Origin of the sequence: Achromobacter sp. AONIH1 (genome assembly GCF_002902905.1) — a bacterium.
Classification (GTDB): Bacteria; Pseudomonadota; Gammaproteobacteria; order Burkholderiales; family Burkholderiaceae_B; genus Achromobacter.
The window spans coordinates 451,236-467,361 of the sequence record NZ_CP026124.1 but is presented as its reverse complement, the minus strand read 5'-3'; the positions used below and the strand labels follow the sequence as shown (position 1 = coordinate 467,361).

14 protein-coding genes are annotated in these 16,126 nt (G+C 67.4%); 3 read left to right on the top strand and 11 right to left on the bottom strand.

What is annotated here, in order from left to right:
* Positions 1 to 59 precede the first annotated feature (59 nt).
* Positions 60 to 842 (top strand): IclR family transcriptional regulator, encoded by a 783-nt coding sequence (locus tag C2U31_RS02120; protein WP_199770937.1) that lies wholly within the window; start codon positions 60 to 62, stop codon positions 840 to 842.
* Between the two features lie 50 nt (positions 843 to 892).
* Here the strand turns inward: C2U31_RS02120 and C2U31_RS02115 are convergent, their stop codons facing one another.
* From C2U31_RS02115 to C2U31_RS02105, 3 genes are all read right to left on the bottom strand, one after another.
* Positions 893 to 1,621 carry an SDR family NAD(P)-dependent oxidoreductase gene (locus tag C2U31_RS02115; protein ID WP_103271327.1) on the bottom strand — a complete coding sequence of 243 codons (729 nt, stop codon included), beginning with the start codon at positions 1,619 to 1,621 and terminating at the stop codon, positions 893 to 895.
* Positions 1,622 to 1,818: 197 nt separating this feature from the next.
* On the bottom strand, positions 1,819 to 3,159 hold the full coding sequence (locus C2U31_RS02110) for a short-chain fatty acid transporter (RefSeq protein ID WP_103271326.1): 1,341 nt from the start codon (positions 3,157 to 3,159) through the stop codon (positions 1,819 to 1,821).
* A gap of 175 nt (positions 3,160 to 3,334) precedes the next feature.
* A complete protein-coding gene (locus tag C2U31_RS02105; RefSeq protein ID WP_103271325.1) occupies positions 3,335 to 4,270 on the bottom strand; it encodes a 3-hydroxyacyl-CoA dehydrogenase family protein in 936 nt (311 codons plus the stop codon).
* 404 nt (positions 4,271 to 4,674) lie between these two features.
* On the opposite strand from C2U31_RS02105, the gene C2U31_RS02100 reads away from it, so the two are divergent.
* A complete protein-coding gene (locus tag C2U31_RS02100) occupies positions 4,675 to 5,184 on the top strand; it encodes a hypothetical protein (protein WP_103271324.1) in 510 nt (169 codons plus the stop codon).
* A gap of 33 nt (positions 5,185 to 5,217) precedes the next feature.
* Here C2U31_RS02100 and C2U31_RS02095 read toward each other — a convergent pair whose 3' ends face one another.
* From C2U31_RS02095 to C2U31_RS02075, 5 genes are all read right to left on the bottom strand, one after another.
* Entirely contained in the window at positions 5,218 to 7,674 is a 2,457-nt protein-coding gene (locus C2U31_RS02095) for a TonB-dependent siderophore receptor (protein ID WP_103271323.1), read from the bottom strand.
* Between the two features lie 106 nt (positions 7,675 to 7,780).
* A complete protein-coding gene (locus C2U31_RS02090; protein ID WP_233772605.1) occupies positions 7,781 to 8,746 on the bottom strand; it encodes a FecR domain-containing protein in 966 nt (321 codons plus the stop codon).
* Between the two features lie 6 nt (positions 8,747 to 8,752).
* Positions 8,753 to 9,277 carry a sigma-70 family RNA polymerase sigma factor gene (locus C2U31_RS02085; RefSeq protein ID WP_103271322.1) on the bottom strand — a complete coding sequence of 175 codons (525 nt, stop codon included), beginning with the start codon at positions 9,275 to 9,277 and terminating at the stop codon, positions 8,753 to 8,755.
* 139 nt (positions 9,278 to 9,416) lie between these two features.
* Positions 9,417 to 11,213 carry a hypothetical protein gene (locus tag C2U31_RS02080; RefSeq protein WP_103271321.1) on the bottom strand — a complete coding sequence of 599 codons (1,797 nt, stop codon included), beginning with the start codon at positions 11,211 to 11,213 and terminating at the stop codon, positions 9,417 to 9,419.
* Positions 11,214 to 11,269: 56 nt separating this feature from the next.
* Entirely contained in the window at positions 11,270 to 12,310 is a 1,041-nt protein-coding gene (locus C2U31_RS02075) for a porin (protein ID WP_103271320.1), read from the bottom strand.
* A gap of 272 nt (positions 12,311 to 12,582) precedes the next feature.
* On the opposite strand from C2U31_RS02075, the gene C2U31_RS02070 reads away from it, so the two are divergent.
* Positions 12,583 to 13,626, top strand: coding sequence for a LysR substrate-binding domain-containing protein (locus C2U31_RS02070; RefSeq protein ID WP_103271319.1), 1,044 nt, complete (start codon positions 12,583 to 12,585; stop codon positions 13,624 to 13,626).
* On the opposite strand, the gene C2U31_RS02065 is transcribed toward C2U31_RS02070, so the two are convergent.
* Genes C2U31_RS02065 through C2U31_RS02055 form a run of 3 tightly spaced genes read right to left on the bottom strand, consistent with a single transcriptional unit; the run spans position 13,565 to position 16,122 of the window.
* A complete protein-coding gene (locus tag C2U31_RS02065) occupies positions 13,565 to 14,551 on the bottom strand; it encodes a tripartite tricarboxylate transporter substrate binding protein (RefSeq protein ID WP_103271318.1) in 987 nt (328 codons plus the stop codon). The two genes, C2U31_RS02070 and C2U31_RS02065, sit on opposite strands and share 62 nt — an antisense overlap.
* Before the next feature lie 55 nt (positions 14,552 to 14,606).
* Entirely contained in the window at positions 14,607 to 15,191 is a 585-nt protein-coding gene (locus C2U31_RS02060) for a malonic semialdehyde reductase (RefSeq protein ID WP_103271317.1), read from the bottom strand.
* 22 nt (positions 15,192 to 15,213) lie between these two features.
* Positions 15,214 to 16,122, bottom strand: a complete 909-nt coding sequence (locus tag C2U31_RS02055) for a dihydrodipicolinate synthase family protein (protein ID WP_103271316.1) — start codon at positions 16,120 to 16,122, stop codon at positions 15,214 to 15,216.
* Between the last annotated feature and the right edge of the window lie 4 nt (positions 16,123 to 16,126).

The window sequence follows — 16,126 nt, the reverse complement described above, 5'->3', positions numbered from 1 at the left end:
GCGTCAAGGCGAGCCGGCACGGCGTCGTCCCCAGGATTTTCATAGGTGGCAGCAGACCGATGGCCGAGCAGGACGCCCAGCAACCCAGCGACAGCTACGTGCAATCCTTCGCGCGCGGCCTGTCCGTGATCCGGGCGTTCGGCCCCGACCGCGCGCAGATGACGCTGTCCGAAGTCGCGGCCGTGACCGGCCTGACGCGCGCCGGCGCGCGCCGCATCCTGCTGACGCTGGAGCACCTGGGCTACGTCACCGTCGAGGACCGCAGGTTCGCGCTCACGCCGCGCATCCTGGAGCTGGGCTACGCCTACCTGTCCGCCACGCCGCTGTGGAACCTGGCGCTGCCGTACATGGAGGAAGTGGCCGAGCAGACGCGCGAGTCCTGTTCCGTGTCGGTGCTGGAAGGCGCCGACGTGGTCTACATCCTGCGCCTGTCCACGCACAAGGTCATGACCATCAACCTGGCCGTGGGCAGCCGCCTGCCGGCCTGGGTCACGTCCATGGGCCGCGTGCTGCTGGCCGGCCTGCCCCCGGCCGAGCGCGACCGCGTGCTGGCCATGAGCCAGATCCAGGCCTACACGCCGCACACCGTCACCGACGTGGCGGAACTCAGGCGCCTGCTGGACGGGGTGCGCGCCGACGGCTACGCCTGCGTGGCGCAGGAGCTGGAGCCGGGGCTGCAATCGGTGGCCGTGCCCATCGTCGACCGCAGCGGCCGCGTGATCGCGGCGATGAACGTCAGCGGCCACGCCAACCGCTACACGCGCGAAGCGATGCTGGAAGCTTTCCTGCCGCCGCTGCGCCGCGCCGCCGACCAGATCAACCACGCGCTGCTGCGCCGCTAGGCGGCGCGGGCGGGACGGGGAGCGGAAGGCGGCGGGCATCATGACGGGATTCAGATCGGCGCAACGCCCAGCGTGGTGCCGCCGCACACGTACAGCATCTGTCCGGTGACGAAGCCGTTGTCGGGCGACAGGAAGAACATCGCCGCGCGCGCCACGTCCTCGGGCGTGCCCAGGCGCTTGACCACGATGCTGTTGATGATGCGCTCGGTCTGCGGCGCGCCCGCCGGATTGCTCTTCGTGAACAGATCCGTGGCGATGGGGCCGGGGCCGATGGCGTTGACCGTGATGCCGTCGCCGCCCAGTTCCATGGCCAGCGTGCGCGTCAGGCCCACCAGCCCGGCCTTGGTGGCCGAATAGACCACGCGGTCGGGCTTGCCCAGCGCCGCGCGCGACGACATGTTGACGATGCGGCCGAAGCCCGCCGCGCGCATGGCCGGCAGCGCCGCCTGCACCAGGATCAGCGCGGTGCGCAGATGCAGGTTGACCACATAGTCCAGGTCTTCCAGCGTCGCCGTGTCGGCCGTGCCCGGCCGCGTCGCGCCCGCGTTGTTCACCAGCCCCACGATGTCATACGCCGCCGTCACCTCGCGCGCCACTTCCTTCGTGCGCGCCTCGTCGGTCAGGTCGGCCTGGTAAGACACCAGCCCCGCCGGCGGCGCGTCCGGCAGCCGGTAGTCGATGTTCACCACCGCGTGGCCCGCATCCAGCAACATGCGGACAATCGCCGCCCCGATCCCGGCGCTGCCGCCGGTGACAAGGTAAGCCCGTGGTTTGCTCATATCCGCTCCCATATCTTCAATTCAAAAATCCCGCAAACGCATCACGCCAATCCGCTCGGGCCGTTTGGTACTCCGCAAGAACCAGCCCTTCCAATCTGAGCCACCCTCCCCAAGCGGGGTCACCACCAGATCCGGCTCCGCCGGTCTGTAGGTGACGCCCCTTGGGGGGCGCGCGTAAGCGCGTAGGGGGGGGTCTATCAATGCGTGGCGTAGCCCCAAAGCAGGACGGCGGCGATGTGAATCACGCCCACCCACAGCATCATGATCACCGTGTAGCCCATCACGTCGCGCAGCTTGAGCTTGGACAACGCCAGCGCCGGCAGGATCCAGAAGGGCTGCACCAGGTCGTTCCAGGCGTTGCCCAGCATCACGGCCATGGTGGTCTGGTTCAGCGCGCTGCCGATTTCCTTGGCGGCGTCGATCATGAACGGACCCTGGATCACCCAGTGGCCGCCGGCGGAAGGCGCGAAGAAGTTGATGACGAAGGAGCTGATCAGGCCCCAGAAGGGCAGCGTCTCGGGCGTGGCCACGTCGACGAAGATCTTCGAAATGGTCGTCACCAGGCCCGAGGCCGCCATGATGGCCATGATGCCGGCGTAGAACGGGTACTGCAGGATGATCCCGGAGATGGTCTTGATGCCTTCGGTCAGCTTGGCCACGTAGGCGGCCGGCGTGCCCAGCAGGATGATGCCCAGGAACAGGATGATGAAGTTGATCAGGTTCAGGTCCAGCGAACCGCCGCCAGTGAAGTGCAGCACCACGTAGCCCACGCCCATCAGGCCGATCAGCAGGCTCAGGATGCGGCTGTTGTTCAGGCGGGTGGCGATGGTGTTCTTTTCCAGCATGTCGTCGGCGCCGCCGGCCTGCGTCGCGTCGCGGTCGATGGCGGGGTCCACTTCCACGACCTTGTCGCCCAGCTTGGGATGCAGCCAGGCGTTCAGCAGCGGCAGCGTCACGATGATGACCAGGCTGGTGATCAGCATGGGCACCGAGAAGATGGTCTGGGTCAGCGGGATCACGCCCATCTGGCCGGCCGTCGGATGGCCCGGCGTGGCGACCAGCACGGGGATGCTGGCCGACAGGCCCAGGCCGTACATGGTGAAGCCGCTATAGGCCGCCGCGATGATCAGCGGGTAGTGCACGCCCTTGACCTTCAGCGCCAGCTTCTTGGCGACCACGCCGCCGATCACCAGGCCGAAGCCCCAGTTCAGGTAGCTGCCGATGCCGCCGACCAGCGTGGCGACGATGATGGCGGTGCGCGGCTGGTGCACGTGGCTGACGATGCGGTCCAGCAGGCGGTCGGTCAGCGGCGCGGTGGCCAGCACATAGCCCATCGCCAGGATCACGGCCATCTGCGTGGTGAAGGCCAGCAGGCTCCAGAAGCCCTTGCCCCAGGCCGTGGTCATGGCCGTCAGGCTCTTGCCTTCGACGCCGATGGCCAGCAGCACGGTGAGCAGTGTCAGCGCGATCGCGAAGACGAAGGGGTCGGGCAGATACTTGCGCATCAGCTCCGTGAAAAAGGACGCCAATTTATTCATGTTGCCTCCAGCAAACTCCGGGTAGGGCGTGGTTCTGTGCCGTTTCCATCGCCGGGCGCACGCGCCTGGCGACGGAACAGCGGTCTTCTTTGTGTGGTCGGGCTCGTGGCCCGGTGGCGGCAGTGGTCGGTGCCCTGCGCCTTATGTTTGGGTATTCGGTGTCGCGCGGCGGCCGTCAGCCGCCGCCAGCCTTGCGCTCCAGCCAGGCGGCCAGTTCGGCCAGCGCCTCGCTCTTCTCGCGCAGCACGCGTTCGCGGCGTTCGGGGCTCCAGGCATAGAAGCCCTGGCCGCTCTTGGCGCCCAGCTCGCCGCGCTCGACCTTGCCGCGCAGCAGCTCGGACGGCTCCTGGCGGTTTTCCAGGTCCTGGTACAGATAGCTGGCGATCGCGTGGTGCACGTCGATGCCGTTCATATCGCGCTGTTCCAGCGGACCCGACAGCGCCAGGCGGATGCCCAGGCTCCACTTGACCACCTCGTCGATGTCCTCGGCGCTGGCCACGCCCTTTTCCAGCAGCGAGATCGCTTCGCGCGCCAGCGCGTGCTGGATGCGGTTGGCGATGAAGCCGGGGATGTCGCGGCGCACCAGCACGGGCCGCTTGCCGACGGCGCGCAGCGCGTCCATCACGACGGCGACGGTGGCTTCCGAGGTGTCGTCGTTGCGCACCACTTCCACCAGCGGGATCACGTCGGCGGGCGTGAAGAAGTGCGTGCCGACGAAGCGTTCGCGGCGCGTCACGGCGCCGGCCAGCGCGTTGATCGACAGGCCCGAGGTATTGGTGGCGAAGATCGCGCCGGGCGCGCAGATGGCGTCCAGCTTCGCGAAAATGCCGCGCTTGAGTTCCAGGTTTTCCGGCACCGCCTCGATCACCAGATCGCAATCGGCGGCCGCTTCCAGGTCGGGCGACATGCGGATGCGCGCCATCGCCTCGGCCTCGTCGCCGGCGGCATACACGCCGAGCTGGCGCGCGATGCTGGCGCGGGCCCGGTCCAGCGCCCCGTCCACCGGGTCGATCAGCACGACAGGCGCGCCGCGCGCGGCGAACAGCGCGGCGATGCCGCTGCCCATGCCGCCCGCGCCGACCACGGCCAGATGCTTGAGGGGAGTATTCATGATGGTTCGCTGCCTTGCTGGCGACCGGCGGCGAGGCGGACGCGCGCGGAACCTGGGACTGTCTCTTCCGTGGCGTCTTCCTGTGCGCGCGGCCAGAAAAATCTTTTGTTCTATATACGAACATTTGTGCGTATATAGAATTTCTGCCGAAGATAGTACTAAAAGTGGCGGCAGGTGGACAAATCAGCTTTTTCAAGCGTTCATTGCATGGACGATTTGTCGGAGGACAGGAGCGGTGCGCGCCGTCCCGGCAGGCCCGCGCCGAAGCGGGTCAATATTCTTGGAGCCCGGCGAACGACTGTGTAAGCTCAGCCGTCTGTGGATCGCGCCGCCGCGCGCGGCGTCCATGCAAGCCCGCCTGGCCGTGGTCCATGGCCAGGCCCGGACCCTACCAGGAGAGATCTATGCGTTTCCAACACCGTTCCATGCCGTGGCGCTGCGCCATCCTGGCGGCCGCGCTGGCCTTCGCCGGCTGCTCCAGCTCCATGGCGAAAAAGCCGCCGACGGCCCCGGCCCCCGCCGGCGCCCGCGCGGCGGTCTATCAGGCCATGTTCGCGGACAACGGCTCGGCGATCCAGGGCGGAGCCGCCGCCTTCTGCATCGGCATCGGCGCAGGCTGGAACCTGCGCGATCCGGCCAAGTCCGTGCTGGAGGCGTTGCGCGATGACGCGCGGGTCAAGCCCGCCTCGGCCTGCGACGCCGGCAAGAATGGCGAACGGGTGGTGGACCGCGCCAGCGGCAAGCCGGCGTTGCTGTTCGGCCTGGACCTGATTGATTGCGTCTCGGAATCCGACTGCCGCTTCCGGGGCAGCTATTACGAAGGCAACCTGAGCGCGCAGGGCAATGTGTACCGCGCGCGCCTGGTCAATGGCTTGTGGCGGGCCGCGATGGAATCGCGCGGCCCGGCGTCCTGACGCGGCCCCGGCGTTGCGGGGCCGTCGTGTGCGCTACCAGCGATAGGTGGCGGTGCCGATGATGCGGCGGGGTTCGCCGTAGAAGCAGCCGTAGGTGCAGCTGCCGATGTAGGTCTTGTCGGCCAGGTTGGTGGCGTTCAGCGCGAAGCGCCAGGGTCCGTTGGTATAGCTGACCATGGCGTCGAGCAGCGTGAAGGACGGCACCTCGACCGCCGTGCCGTGCGCCATGCCGCGGGTGCTGCCCACATAGCGCAGGCCGGCGCCGACGCGCAGGCCCGGCAGGCCGAAATCGCCGAACCCGTAATCCCCCCAGATCGAGAACTGATTGAAGGGCACCGAATCCAGGCGCCGGCCTTCGGCGTCGGGCTGCAAGGGGCTGGCCTTGAGCGTGCGCGCGTCGGTGTAGGCGTAGGCGGCGATCAGGTTGGCGTTGCGGCCGACGCGGGTGCGCGCTTCCAGCTCCAACCCTCGTGAACGGGCCTTGCCGGCCTGGATCTGGTACGACGTGTCCATGGGGTCCGGCACGGTGAGGTTCTTGCGCGTCAGCTGGTACACGGCGGCCGACAGCATGGTGTCGGAGCCCGCCGGCTGGTAGCGCAGGCCGGCTTCGTATTGCTCGCCTTCGGTGGGCTTGAAGCGGCTGCCCTGGCGGTCCTGGCCGGTGGTCGGCTCGAAGGACTGGCTGTAGCTCAGGAACGGCGCCAGGCCGTTGTCGGCCAGGTAGACCAGGCCGGCGCGGCCGGTGAAGGCCTTGCTCTTCTCGTCTTGCGCGTATTGCTCGCCGGTGAACAGGTTGTGCTCGTTGGCGCGCACCCAGTCCTGGCGGCCGCCCAGCAGGACGACCCATTTGTCGGCGATCTTCATCTGGTCCTGGAGATAGATGCCCAGGCGTTTCGTGTCGGATTTTGTCGACGAGTTGATGTTGGGCGTGACGGGTCCCAGCGGGCTGCCATAGACCGGGTCATAGAGATCCAGGTTGTCCAGCGTCTGGAAATAGCGCCGGGTTTCGTGCTTGGGCGTCGAATAGTCCAGCCCGGCCAGCAGCGTGTGTTCGACGATGCCGGTGCGTGTCTGGTATTGCAGCGACGTGTCGGTGGACACGGCCGATGAGCGATCCACGCGCGGGGAGAAACCGCGGTCCGCGGTGCGCCGCCCGTCCGGCATCAGTTGCCAGAGATCGGTGGATCCATAGTCGCTCTTCGCGTTGATGTAGCGCAGGTTGTGCCGCAGCTTCAACTGGCTGGTGAACGCATGTTCGAACAGGTAGCCGACCGAATAGCGCTTCATCTTGAACTCGTCCAGTCCGGGTTCGCCGGTGAACCGGTTGCGCGGGATGCGGCCGTTGGGGTTCGGCAGCACCGTGCCCTGCGCCGGCAGGCCATAGACGTAGACCGTCCGGTCTTGCTGGTATTCGGCCAGCAATGTCAGCGAGGTCGCCTCGTTCGGCTGCCACTTGATGGCCGGCGCGACGTAGGTCCGGTCGTCGGGCACATAGTCGACGAAGGTATCGCTGTCGCGCCTGAGCGCGGTCAGGCGATAGGACCAGGTGCCATCCTGATCCAGCGCGCCGCCGAAGTCGGCGGACACCTGCCGGCGACGGAAGCTGCCCGCTTCCACATTGAGCTCGCGCAGCGGCTCGACGGTCGGACGCTTGCTGACCGTGTTGACGACGCCGCCCGGCGGCATCGCGCCATACAGCACGGACGAGGCGCCCTTCAGGAACTCGATCCGTTCCAGGCCGTAGGGTTCCTGCCTGCCGTTATAGATGTTCACGGTGTAAAGCGAGCCGTCGCGGTAGTAGCTGCCCTGGTTCGAGCGAAAACCCCGCAGGAACAGGCTGTCCGTCGTCCGGTCGATGCCCTCGGCGCGACTCACGCCGGCCACATAGCCCAGCGCGTCCTGCATGCTTTGGGACTTCAGCGTTTCGATTTCCTGCGCGCCGATCACGGTGATCGATTGTGGCGTTTCGATGAGGGGGGTGTCGGTCTTGGTGCCGGTGGCGCTAAGGCGCGCCGCATAGCCGGGGAACGGGCCGGCGGCGGTTTCCGCCTGGGCGCCGGTGACGGTCACGGGCTCCAGCAAGGCGGCGTCCTGTGGCGGCGCGGGCTTGAGCGTGTAGCTGCCGTTCGCTTCGCGCGCGGCGCGCAGTCCCTGGCCGCGCAGCAGTTCGGCGAAGCCTTCCTCCACGGTGTAGCTGCCGGATAGCCCGGCGCTGCGCTTGCCCTGCAGCAGGCTGGCGTCCATGGTCAGCTCGACGCCGGCCGCGCTGGCGTAGGCGTTCAGCGCCTGGCTCAGCGGGCCGGCGGCGATCACGACGCCGCGCCGGCTTTCCGTGGCCTGGGCGAGGACCGCCGTGGGCGCGGCGGCGAGCGCGGCGCCGGCGATCAGCGCCAGGCTGGCGGCGGCCCGCGCCAGCTCCTGGGAGAGCGGCGCCTTGCGGCGCATCCGGGCGGCCTGGGGGGAAAGGGCGGGAGGAGATAGCGGGGACATGGTTCCGTGCCTTGCTTGCGTGCGGGAAGTGGAGGGAAGTCCCTGTATCCCGGACGAGATGTCCGAATCCTCAATCGGGTCGCCGGAAATTTTGTAACCGCCGCGTTCAGTCCGCCGCCCGCACCGTCACCCAGTAGCGCGTCCGATACACCACGGCCACCGGCAGGCCGCGTTCCAGGTTGTGCAGCGCCCGGTCGGTGTCGTGCAGCGGAAACACGCCGCTCACGCGCAGGTCCGCGACGGCGGGGTCGCAGCGCAGCAGGCCGGGCCGGTAGCGGCCCAGCTCGGCCAGGAAGTCGTCCAGCCGCCAGGCGTCGGCCACCAGCACGCCTCGGCTCCAGGATGCCGCGTCCTCGCTGACCGGGGTGGGCGGGTCGGCCCGGTAGCGGGAAAAACGCGAGCCCTGGCCCGCATCCAGGCGGATGGCGGCGTCGGGCGCGCCGGCGGGGCGGATTTCAACCGCGCCCTCGAACACCGCCACGCGCGCATCCTCGTCGTCTTCGCGGACCGTGAAGCGCGTGCCCAGCGCCTGCACGGTGCCGTGCCGGCCGCGCACCCGGAACGGTCTCGGCGTGGCGGCGGGATCGGGCGCGGTGGCGACCAGGATTTCACCGGCCAGCAGCACCACCAGGCGCGCGTTCGCGTCAAAGCGCAGGTCGATCGCCGTGCCGGTGGACAGCGTGAGGCGGGTCCCGTCGGGTAGCGTCAGCGCGCGGATTTCCCCGGTGCCGCTGTGGTAGTCGGCGGTGACGCCACGCCAGGCGTCGGTACCACGCAGGGCGTAGCCGGAGCCCGCCAGCAGCGCGCCCAGCCCCAGCAGGCGCATGGCGCGGCGCCGTCCCGTGCCGGATACGGCGCGGCGCAAGGCATGACCGCCCGCCTGCGGCTGCACGCCCGCCAGCTTGTCCTCGAACGCCAACAGGGTCTGCCAGGCCCGTTCGTGATCGGGATGCTGCGCCCGCCAGCGCGCGCAGTCGGCGCGGTCCTGCTCGCTGGCGTCGTCCGACCACAGGCGGGCCATCCATTCGGCGGCGCGCCGGGCGATGGCGGGATCGGTGGGGGAGGATGGCATGGCGGGCTAGTCGCGGGGCAGCGCCAGCCGGGCCTGGCAGCAGGCCAGCAGGGCGGTCGCCACGTACTTTTCCACCGACGAGACCGAGACGCGCAGGCGCGTGGCGATGTCCCGGTAGCTCATGCCGTCCAGCTTGCGCAGCAACAGGGCTTCGCGCGTCTTGGGCGGCAGGCCGTTCAGCACGGCGTCGATATCGACCAGGGCCTGCACCGCCGCCGCGCAGTCCTCGGCGGACGGCGCCAGCGGCTGCGGCAGCCGGGCCAGCGCGTCCAGGTAGGCGGCCTCGATCTGGCGGCGGCGGTACAGGTCGATCACCAGTCCCTTGGCGATCTGCGCCAGATGCTGGCGCGATTGCTGCGGCTCGGGCATGCGGCCGCTGCTCAGGATGCGAAGGTAGGTGTCGTGCGCCAGGTCGGCGGCGTCGAAGGCATTGCCCAGCCGGCCGCGCAACCAGCCGCGCAGCCAGCCGTGATGTTCGGCATACAGGCCTTCGATGCCCTGGCGCGGCAGGGCGGATTCTTGGACCGACATGGGGGAGGCCTCCGGCGCGGCGGCGCCGAGGGCCTTGCGCTGAAAATGAGAATAATCCTCATTCTATAGCGCAAGTGGCGACCCCGGCAATGCCGCGCGAGGCGTCACGGCCCGTGGATGCCACCGGCCATGACGCCCCTCAGCGCGCCGGCCAGGGCTGCTCCGCCATCCCCAGCCTGGGCTCGCCCAGCAGGGGCGTGGACAAGGCGTAAGCGCCGTTTTCGGTGAAGGCCCAGATGATGTTGCGGTCATACTCGGTGTAGATCGAGAACACGCCCTTGCCCAGGGTATAGACGGGCAGCTCGGATTCGTCGGCCAGCGCGGGCACGAAGTAGCCGGCGATGGTGGGCTTGGCGGGATCTGCCACATTGAATATCTGCACGCCCGCGTTGTAGAACGAATAGGGCACGATTCCCTGGCGCCATTGGCCCGGCTGGCCGATGGCGTTGGCGCGCTTCGGGCCGAAGTTGCCACCTCGCTGGCAGAAGCTGGTGAATGGCGCGCCCGGCGGCACTTCCGGTTGCGGCATCTTGGCGGCGACCTTCAGATGCGAGGGGTCGCGGGCATCAATGACGAAAATGTCCTTGTAGGGTTCATAGCAATCACGGTTCATCGGATAGCCGTTGGCGAACACATAGCCGGTGCGCGCGTATTGGCTGACATCGGCGTTGTCGAACTCGGTGCCGGCGAAACTGGGTGGCGTGTTCACGCCGCTCAGCATCTTTGGCTTGGCCGGGTCGGACAGGTCGAATGCGTACACGCCCAGCCCGCCCATTGCGCCAAAGCCGAGCTTGCCGCCGCTTTCCAGGGATTGCGGCAGGAAGATGGGATTGCGAGCGCCCATCCAAGACGTGCGATTACCGGCCCGAGGATTCATCAGATAGGTCTCTTCGTGTTCCTTGTCGCCCAGGATCTGACCCGGCACGGCGATCTGCGAGACGAACTTGGGGTCCGCGGGGTCGGTCATGTCCCAGATCTGGTAGCCCGGGGAATACAGGTAGTTCGGGTATTCGGTCAGGCCATAGCTGTCGTCCGGCGCGGCGGACAGGATCATGTATTTGCCGCCGTAATACTCGGGCGAATCCAGTGAGCCGGATCCGCGCTGCTGGCCGATGGGGGCGTCCGGGTGTTGGTAGTCCGTCGTGCGGGTCGCGAGCAGGCGCCATTGGCTGGGCAGGGGGCCGTCCATGGCAAAGACCTTGAATCCCTTGAGCGAGTTGTACTTGCGTTGCGCGGCGACCTTGTCGGGCTGCTCCAGCTTTTCGTTCAGCAAGCCGTAGCGGCCGATCTCGAATGACGCAACCAGCACGGGCTTGCCCAGCTTTTTGCTCCAGGCGATGGTGGCGCCGCCCAGATAGTCCTGCGCGTTGGCCGGATCGTACTTTTCGCTCGAACCCTTCGGCCCCCAGACGCCGCCCTTCGAATACACGATCTTGCCCTTGGCGGGGTCGGTCACGTCCAGGATGCGCAGATAGTCGCGATCATGCACGTACAGGTAGCGGCGGCCCTCGAAGTCGGCAATATTGTTCCAGGCGTGGAAGGGCGAGCCCACGCCGGGATAGAAGGCCAGCACCTTGACGTTCTTGGCGTAGCTCTGTTTGTCCCAGGTCGTCATTTCACCGGGGAATTTCTGGCCCTTATGGACTTCTGGCGTGGCCTTGGGCCAGATGAACTGGCCGGTCGCCGGGTCCATGCCGTAATCCACGCCGGGCTGGAGCGGCGCGGGCCGGCGGTCAGGCGTCAAGCGTAGCCACTGCGCCAGGTAGGGATCCTGCACGTTGGGGGTGCCCGGGGTGGCGCTGGAGCTGGCGGCGGGCGCGACCTGCTTTTGGGGCGCGGGCTGCGCGGATGCCGGCGGCGTGGCGTTGGCGAGCAGCAGGCAAGCGAGGGCCGGACCCGCGAGACTCGCGGACCCGAGGGATCGATGGGTGGACATGTCGTCTCCTTGTGGGGGCAGTGGGGGCGTGTGCCGGATTCGCCAATGGCGGCTATTCAGAAGGCGTGGCGGATGCCGATCTGGTAGCCGGTCGGGTTCTGGCCAGCGTTCGGATAGTTCTGGAATGTCACGGGATACGGCACGGGCGCGGCGCGGTCGTGCTGTACACGGGCGACGCTGGCGTACAGGTCGGTGCGCTTGGACAAGCCGTGGATAAAGCCCACGACGAAGCCGGTGGCGCTGGACAGGCGCTTGTTTTCGTCGTCGTGACGGCGGACCACGCTGGCGTAGAGGCGGTTGCGGCCATCGATTTTCCAACGCGCGCCGAGCTGTACGTCCCAACCCCGGGCGTTGAACGCGATATAGGGCGGATATGCGTAGTAACCGTTATAGGAATGGAAGATGAACGTGGGTTCCACGGCGCCGATGCGATAGACCGCGGACAGGTAATTGTCTCGGGAGGAGTGCACCCGGGTTGGGCCGAAAATGTCCTTCGTGTGTTGTTGCTCGCTGGCCAGGCCCAGGAACAACGGGCCTTCGCGGTACTCCAGCGCGGTGCTGATGAAACGTCCCGCCTTCGAGCTGTCGCCTTCGCCGTTGCTCATCATGAAGCGGCCCGAGAGGCCGTGGAACGCGGGCGTCTTATATTGCACCGCGCCGTCCGTCCGATAGGGCGCATAGAAGAATTGCATGTTGTTGACCATGCTGAATTCGGCGGCCCAGGTCGGGTCGGCATAGCCGGCGATCCAGTATGAGGGCGTGAACTGCCGGCCCAGCGTCAACTCGCCCCAGGCGCCCTTGAGCCCCACGAACGATTGACGGAATTGCGCGGCCTGCTGGCCGTTGTTGGCCGAGAACGTGGGTTCGATCGTGAAAATGGCATTGTTGCCGTCGCCCAGCTCTTCGACGCCGCTGAGATTGAAGCGCGAATTGTTCAGACCGCCGCTGGACATGCGCGTGGTCGAGCCTGGACCCGACGACCGCAGGTGCTTGATGCTCATGTCGACATAACCGGACAGCCAGACGCGTGTCTGGGCTTGAGCCGGGGAACACACGCATAGGGCAGCGACGGCCGCCAGCGCCGATAGTTTTTCCATTTGGCCTCCCCTCCATGACGACCGCTCCCGCCCGCGGGGCGGGTCTGGTTTTCGGTACAAGTCAATTGTTTGTGTACTTTATTTGTTAAAAGTATACGTATTGGCCGTCCGGGTTTATATTTCTCTCTGCTTATAGCTGAAGATGATTTTGTTATAGCGAAAGCGGTAGCGGGTGTACGCAATCTTGGCCAAATGGATATGGACAAGCGTATGGATGCCGCCGCGTGCGGCCCGGACGCCGTCCCCGGGAACCGGCGCAATCGGAGCCAGACATGAACAAGGCGCAAGCGCTTCCCTTGAGTGGTGTGTCGTTGATCCGCCGCCTGAAGCTGAATCAACTGATGATCTTCGGGCGGGTGCTCGAGACCGGTTCCGTGATCGGCGCGGCGCATGAGTTGCGCTTGTCGCAACCGGCGGTGACCAAGGTCATCCAGGAACTCGAGGCCTGTGTCGACGGCAAGCTGTTCGAGCGCTCCAACCGCGGCGTGGCGCCGACCGAATTGGGGGTGTTGCTGGGCCGTCGCGTCAAACTGCTGATGGCGGAACTACGCGGCATGACCGATGAGCTGAATGAGCTCCGCCTGGGGGCAGCAGGCCGTGTGACGGTCGGCACCTTGATTTCCGCTTCGACCCGCCTGTTGCCCAATGCGATCACCCTGCTGAAGGCGCGCCTGCCGGGGGTGTTGGTCAGCGTGCGCGAAGGCGCCACCACGCATCTGTTCGCGGCGCTGGCCGCGGGCGAACTGGATATCGTTGTCGGACGCCTGCCCGAGCCCGAGCTACCCCTGGCCAACATGCATGCGCTGAGCCACCATGCGCTCTTTGACGAAGCGCTGTGCGTGGTCGTCGGCAAGGGCTACCGAATGGGGGCGGACCGCGTCACCCACCTGGCCCAACTGACCGGCGCGTCGTGGATCCTGCCCACGCCGGACTCGCCGGCGCGCTTGGCGGCCGAGCACCTGTTTCGCGCGGCCGGCCTGCCGTTGCCCACGGACATCGTCGAATCGCTGTCGATCCTGACCAACATTGGTCTGTTGCTGCGCGCCCCGTATGTGGCGCTGATGCCTCGCACGGCCGCCCGGCAGTTCTCGGACGCGGGCCTGCTTCGCATCCTGGACCTGCCCGAAATGGGCGCGTTCGGCACGGTTGGCTATACGCTGCGCCTGCATCGCGAGCCCAGCGCCGCGTGCCGGACTTTCATCGCCTGCCTGCGCGATGCCGCGCCGCATGGGAGCGACGCGGCGATCGAGCGCGCTATTGAGGCTCTATGCCCGCCGCCGCAAGCAGCGGTTGCCACAGGTTCCGCTCAGCCTTGATGCGCGCGCCGAAGGCGCTGGGCGGTTCGCCATAGGGCGTGATGCCGAGTTCTTCCAGCCGCGCCCGGAACGCCGGATCCGCGACGATGTCGCGGCCCTCGTCGGCCAGTCGGGCCAGGACAGCCTCGGGCATGCCGGCGGGGCCGACCAGGCCATTCCAGGTTTCTACGGCATACCCCGGATAGGTTTCGGCGATGGTCGGCAGGGCCGGCAGCTGGGCCAGCCGTGTGGCGTTGGACACCGCCAGCAGCGATAACTTGCCGGTGGTCGTGTAGGGGATCACCTCGGAGACGCTGGCGCTGTACAGGTCGATCTGCCCGGCCAGCACGTCCGACAGCGCTTGCGCGCCGCCGCGGTACGGCACCATCGTCGCCTGCACGTTGGCGCGGGTCAGGAACAGCAGCGCCGACAGGTGGGTCAGCCCGCCCGTGCCGGCGTGGCCCACGTTCAGCGCGCCGGGATTGGCCCGGCCGTAGTCCACCAGGTCGGCCAGCGTCTTGAAGCCATGGCGGGCGCTCGCCGCCAGGATGAAGGGATTGCCGCCCACATTGATGATGGGCGCGAAATCGCGGATCGGGTCGTAGCGGATTCTATTGGTCATGGGCGCCGTCACGATCTGCGTCATGGTCGACATGAACAGGGTCTGCCCGTCCGGTTTGGCGCGCGCGACGTATTCCGCCGCGATCAGGCCGCCGGCGCCGCTGCGGTTTTCCACGATGAACGGCTTGCCGATGCGTTGGCTCAGCTTTTCGGCCATGAGGCGCGCGATCAGGTCGGTGTTGCCGCCAGGCGAGAACGGCACGACGATCGTGACAGGTCGGTTCGGCCAATTTCCCTCGGCCCGCGCGGCGAACGGGGCGCTGGCGAGCAAGCCGATCGCGCCCAGTCCCAAGCGCCGCCTGACAGGATTGAAGGGGGGAGTCATGTTGTCGCCTCTCTGATTGTTTTGGTTGTCCGCCCGGCATGACCGCCGGGTCGGGTCATGCGATCCGGCAGGCTTGCGCGAAGTCCAGGCGCGGCAGGCGCGCGTAGAGTTTGTCGGGATCGCCCTTGCCCAGGTTGCACAGGAAATTCACGCGCCACGTGCTGTCGGCGAAAAATTCCCGGTTCACCGCGTCGGCGTCGAAGCCGGATAGCGGGCCGCAGTCCAGGCCCAAGGCGCGCGCGGCCAGGATCAGGTAGCCACCCTGCAGCGAACTGTTGCGCATCGCGGTTTCCTGCGCCAGCGCGGCGTCGGCCGCGTAGGCGTCATATTGGGCCGGCCGATGCGGGAACAGCGTTTCGCCCAGGCGGTGAAAGGCGCTGTCGTAGGCGACGATCGCCGTCACCGGCGCGCCCAGCACCTTGGCCACGTTGGCGGGCGCCAGCGCGGGCACGAGCCTGGCCTTGGCCTGCGCGGTCTTGACGAACACCAGTCGCATGGGGCTGGTGTTGGCGCTGGTGGGCCCGTGGCAGGTCAGCTCGTAGAGCGTCCTCAGCTTGGCGTCGGCGATATCGCCAGGCAGCCAGCCATTGTGACTGCGGGCCTGCAGGAACAATTGATCCAGTGTGCACGATTGGTTCATTCATCGTCTCCCTGGCGGGCCGTCATGCGCGCGCCGCCGACAGCGCCGGCAGCGCGGCGCGCATGCGGGCCTCGACCTTCGCCGCCGTGTCGGCATCCAGGGGCACCAGCGGCGGACGCAGGTGGCGCCAATCGTCGTCGCCCGTCAACAGGGACAGGGTGTGCTTGACGGCGGCCACCATCGGGAACTGTTCGGCGGTCTTGCGCACCGCCTCGATGCCGCTGCTCAGGCGCGCCGCGTGGGCTGGCGAGGCGTGCGCCAGCGCGATGTCGCGCGCATTGATATTGTTCGTGGCTGAAATGCAGCCCGCCGCCCCAAGCTCCAGACTGCGCAGCATCAGCACTTCGGACGCCGGAAAAATCGACAACTGCGGGAACCGCGTCAGCATGGCGGTCAGGTTGTCCCAATCCCCCGAGCTGTCCTTGACGCCGACGATGTGCTGGGGAAACGCGGTGACCAGCCGTTCGATCAGTGACAGGGTGAGGGGTACGCCGGACACCGCTGGGATGTGATACAGCACGATGCGCAAGGTGGGGTTGTTCACCCGCTCGATCAGTTGGCGGTAGTAGGCGAATACCCCCGCTTCGGGAACGTTCTTGAAGAAGAAGGGCGGCAGCACCAGCGCGCCGGCGCAACCCAGCTCCAGCGCGTGGCGGGTCAGCGTGACTGCGTCGTCGATGGCGCAGCATCCCGTACCCACCAGGATGCGTTCGGGCGCGATCCCCGCGTCGATCACGGCGTCGACCAACGCCATGCGTTCGCTCAAGGTTTCCGAGCAGGCCTCGCTATTTGTGCCGGAGATCGCCAGGCCGGCGCCGTCCGCGACGAGCTGTTTGCAGTGAGCGACAAAGGCGGGCACGTTGAGGGAGGCGTCCGCGCGGAAGGGACTGACCACGGGGGCGAACACGCCGTGCAAGGCAGGATGTGACATGTAG